At 30.6% G+C, this 4,878-nt stretch carries 2 protein-coding genes; both read right to left on the bottom strand.

The features are described from left to right. Window positions 1-232 precede the first annotated feature (232 nt). Entirely contained in the window at window positions 233-2,818 is a 2,586-nt protein-coding gene (locus tag HN894_13860) for a DEAD/DEAH box helicase family protein (protein ID MBT7144410.1), read from the bottom strand. 1 nt (window position 2,819) lies between these two features. Then, complete coding sequence (locus HN894_13855; GenBank protein ID MBT7144409.1) at window positions 2,820-4,766, bottom strand: site-specific DNA-methyltransferase; 1,947 nt, start codon at window positions 4,764-4,766, stop codon at window positions 2,820-2,822. Window positions 4,767-4,878 lie beyond the last annotated feature (112 nt).

The raw sequence follows: 4,878 nt of genomic DNA, 5'->3' as shown, positions 1-4,878 counted from the left end.
GCTAAGTACGAGACCCGTACGCTTAGTGGTGTGAGAGGTGCACTGGTGGCTATTTTGCCATCAGCCGCCTACTCGATTAGGCACTGGCATTCCTTGTTTTCAATCATTTTATCTTTCAAATTTGCTACAATTTCCATTTCTACCTGTGCGTTGGCAAGACATACTCTTTTGCAATTTTTGGTCAAGCGTTGGCTCGTGGGAATTGCAAATGTGTATGGCTTTCGGGTTGGCTTTATTCATCAGTTTTTGCCAATAATTTATCTTCCAAATCGCTTCTAAAGTCAAATTCCTTCAATATTCCGTTTCTTAAATGGTCAAAGAATACATCGTAAGAATTCGGACTTAAAAAATGGAAATGATATTTTTCGTCTATTTTTAGCTTCTCTAATTCCTTATTTAAGTCTTTAAAGTGTTGAACTCCGTATTTCAATTTTGCCTTATTTTCATCGGTTACATCACCGTCAGATTTAATTTCAACAATTACAAAATGTTTTGTTTTACCATTCTCTAATTTTAAGAAAAAGTCAGGATTGAAAGATTGGATTTTTGAGTGTTTTCCACCAATAGAAGTTATTGAATATTCAATTGAGTAGAAATTCATATCTCTTGACTTTAGCCAACTTTCAATTTTCTTTGCATTTTCAGTTTCGCAAAGTTCTTTTATAAATGTTCGTTCTGGTGTCGCTTTAGAAAAAGTTAAATCTAATGGTGTTTTAAATAGATATTTGTTTATCTCTTTCGATGCACTTCTTGGCAAACCTTCATCTTCAATTACGATATTTAATAACTCTAAATTTTTCTCGTTAATTTCTGTTTTAAAATCAGATGAGTAAAAAACAGTTGCATTATGCCTTAAATTTCCAAGAGCCATACTTTCTCTATTCATTTCTTTAGTGTCTATTGTGTATGGCTTTTGAGCTTCTTTTTGATACACAACCGTTTTCCCTGCTTTTCTTAAAAGCGTATTGAAACTGTTCAATATCTTATTGCGATTTTTTTCAACTAATCTATTCCCTTTAATCCCCACTTTATCCATTGAAGTGCGAATAATCTTAGTTATTTCGTTTTTTGGTGGAAGTTTCTGTTTTGAATAATCCCCTGTTGGTAATTTTAATATTTTTCCTTCCCAGTTTCTAACTTTCAGTTCATCTACAATTTTATTTGCAACTTCATCTATTGTATACGTATTGTAATGAATTAGTGTCTTTTTTGAGTTTATAGCACCTGAAAAATCAGTATATTCACTTTCTTTTTCGCTTTCTTCTACTTGTGATTGAAGTTCAATAAACCCTTTTGTATAATCAAATTCTGTGTGGTCTTTTGTAGCTTCTTTTGTTGTCGCTTTTTTTGAATAATCAATATGATGAACTTTAAAATGATGTTTATTTCTATCTCCTTTTACTAATGGAACCGAAATAAGCCTTTTCTCAATTTCAAGTATTTCATCAACAAGCCCTTTTATATTTCTACTCCACGCATCGTGGTTAAAAATCCTAACTTTTGGTTGCGGATTTTGGTATTCAAGCGGTATTCGTAAACCACGTCCTAAAACTTGAGCAATAAGAAGCTTTGAATTAAATGCTCTATCTTCCCAAGGTACGATTTGAAAAACATTTTTCACATCCCAACCTTCTGTAAGCATTGAAACAGAAACAATCCATTCAATTGGATTATCCTTATTGTCAACTTCCTTTAATTTTTGAATATTCGCTTTGTGGTCGTTGTGTGAAGTTACAATTAAAGTTTTTTCTTTCGCTTCATCTTCACTCAAGCTCTCTTGTTTTATCAAAAACTCAGAAATATCAGCAAGCAATCTTTTGGCATTTTTAATGTCTTTGGTAATCAGAATTGTTAGCGGTTTAATTTTTCGATAATTCTGTTTATTGTGGTCGTGATTGTCATAAATTTTTTGGAATTTTATATCCTTATCAAGATTTTCATCTTTACTAATGTAATCAACCATTTTCACCATTTGATTATCAACTGCTTGGCGTAACGAATAGCGATAAATCACATCATTAAAATATTCATCTTCAATATATGCCGTACCGGTAAAACCTACAATATATTTAAAATTAAATTCGGGGTTTAGTAAAAATTCTTTCCATTTTTTTAGGCTTGTATTTTCCTTACTGCGTCCTTCAACTTTGTTGTAGATATGATGAGCTTCGTCATTTAAGACCAATGTTGTTTCACCATTTCCTTTAAAACTATCTTTTATTGAAGAACCTGTTGTTTCATAAGCAGCGTGAATATTTTCAATGCAAATATCACCTTCTTTAATTGTTACATCTGCCGATTTAATTGATGGATTTTTCCATTTTGCATTTTCAGGAATTGCTTTTAATAATTTACTGTCAGAACTTAAATCAATAAATTTTTCTGTTAAACCATCTTCAATTGTTAGTGAAGGACACAAAACTAAAACCCTGTCTGCCAAGCCAAGACCAAGCATTATTTGGGCAATACCATAAATTACATAACTTTTCCCTGTTCCAGTAGCAAGGTCAATTGAGGCAGAAAGTTTTGTTGGGATTTGTAAATGATGCAAATAATCATCTAAATCGGAATAACGATTTTTCAATTCAATATTTGAGCTTTCATTCCAATTGTTTTCTACTAATTCACTTGTATTTTTATATAAACCAGAAGCTAAAAATACTACAGCGTCAATTATTGCTTCTTTTTGATATTGCCTGTCATTTACTAAAATATCAATATATCTATCCCAGTCTTGTAAAGGAAGTTGAGTGGGGTCATAGTTTTTATCAACTTTTAATACAAGGTCTGATGTTTTATAGCGTTTTATTTCTTCCATATTATTTAATCTCAAACTTTTCTTTAAATTCATTTCCAAAAATATCAATGTAGATAATCATTAGGTTTTTCCCACAATCTTTTTTCGGAATTGATGGTAAATTAATCTCTTTGGTTTTCTTCAATTCTTCTCCAACATTTTCCTCATCCTTTTTATCTTTTTTCTTTGGCAATAAATCTTCAGCAAAATAATATTCGTCCATATCAAAGGCTTGTCCGTCAAAATCTTTATCGATTAATACCATTGCCAAGCTTTCAAGATTTCCTAACTCTTTTCCTTTTTCATCTTCGCTAAAATCAGAATGAAATTTTTTGATACTTATTTTAACATCTTTTGTGGATATTGTTACTTCAGTTTTAACTTCAGGTTGTTTCATAAAATGAAAACCAATAGCATCTTCCAAATCATTTACATTCTTTTTACTTTGTGGTTGTCTAAATTTCTTGAATTGTACCTTGTGAAGCTCTTTAATAATGTGGTAAGGAACTTTTAAAAAGTAATAACGGACATTATCAATTTCATAATAGTCACTTATAAAATCGACATAACTTGCTGGTGCAACGATGTAAATTCTATCTCCAACCTTTTTCCCAATATTAGAATGTAAATTATGTAAATACTCTTTATCAACAGTTGCGTCTTCAAATTCCCAATATGGCCAAATTAAGGCATAATGTCCATCTTTGCGTTCTCCATTTATTTTTATCCCGCTAATTGTTTTCTTGATTGGTTCAATTTCAAAAAGGTTAAGAACAAAATTTGAATATTCTGCACTTTTAAGATTAAATACTTTTTCAAGGTCATATTGACCTGTATTTACTGTAACAAAACTTTTTGCTTGTTTAGTGTATTTCTTTTTCGGCTTTTCAATTGAATTACTTTTCCCAATATTTATAATACGTTTTTGGATTGTATAAAAGGATAATTTGCCAATGTCACAAGTAATCCATTTACGATTTAATTTTTCAGCAACTGATGCGGTTGTACCTGAACCAGCAAAAAAATCTAATACAATATCATTTTCATTTGTAGTTGCTAAAATTATTCGTTCAAGTAACTTCTCGTCTTTCAATGTCGGATAATTACCTGCACTTTCTCTGATTATTTTAGGTATGTGAGAACCCGTCCTTATATCTGTCCAATAATCTTCAATTTGTTTTCCCTGATCGTCAAGTTCTTTAAGGCGTTCATCATCTGCTCTGCCTGCAAGTGAAGTTTTTCCTGTTGCAAAGTTTGATTTTTTATAAGATACTCTCGTTGTATCAACATTAAAAATACTTGTAGTTCCTTTTCTATAAAAATATATATTATCGTGTTTTCGTGGAAAATTTTTCTTTTGATTTGACGGGCCAGAATAACAAACTGCTATTTCATTTACAAATTTATCTTTTCCAAAAACATCGTCTAATACTATTTTCAAATATGAAGACATTCTCCAATCAGAATGTAAAAAAATACTTCCTTCATTATGCAAAATTTCTTTAGCTAAAATTAATCTTCTTCTAATAAATTCGACAAACTCAGCTCCTTTTTTCTTGTCGTTATATGCTTTTGTTCCTTCCTTATTTTGAAATTCGTCAGTAGTTGCAAAAGGTGGGTCAATATATATCAGTTTAACTTTACCTTTTATCTTGTCTTTTATTAAAGGGTCTTTGTTTTCATAGATTGTTTTTAAAAATTGAAGATTATCTCCAAAAGCAATAATATTTTTCCAACCATCTTTCCAAGTTTTTCTTTTACCGTTGAATATTTTCTCTACTTGTAGTGGAACTGGGAAAACACCATCTTCATTTGCTAAAACATCTTCTTTACGCATTTTGCCACCATAAACCAACTCATATTCCTTTTGCTTTGCAGGAAATAATTTGTATTTATAGTCATCAGGAATATTTTCTCCCTTTTGCAATCTTTCAATTAAGTCTTGTATTTCGTATTTTGATAATTTCATATTCATATTTTTAAAAGTCCTTCACTTTGAAAACTAAAATGTTCATTTTTAGTCACAATAATATGGTCGATTACTTGTATCCCTAAAAGTTTTGCGGCATCACATAGTTGCT

Source organism: Bacteroidota bacterium (assembly GCA_018692315.1).
Classification (GTDB): domain Bacteria; phylum Bacteroidota; class Bacteroidia; order Bacteroidales; family JABHKC01; genus JABHKC01.
This window is presented reverse-complemented; position numbering and strand designations above follow the sequence as displayed.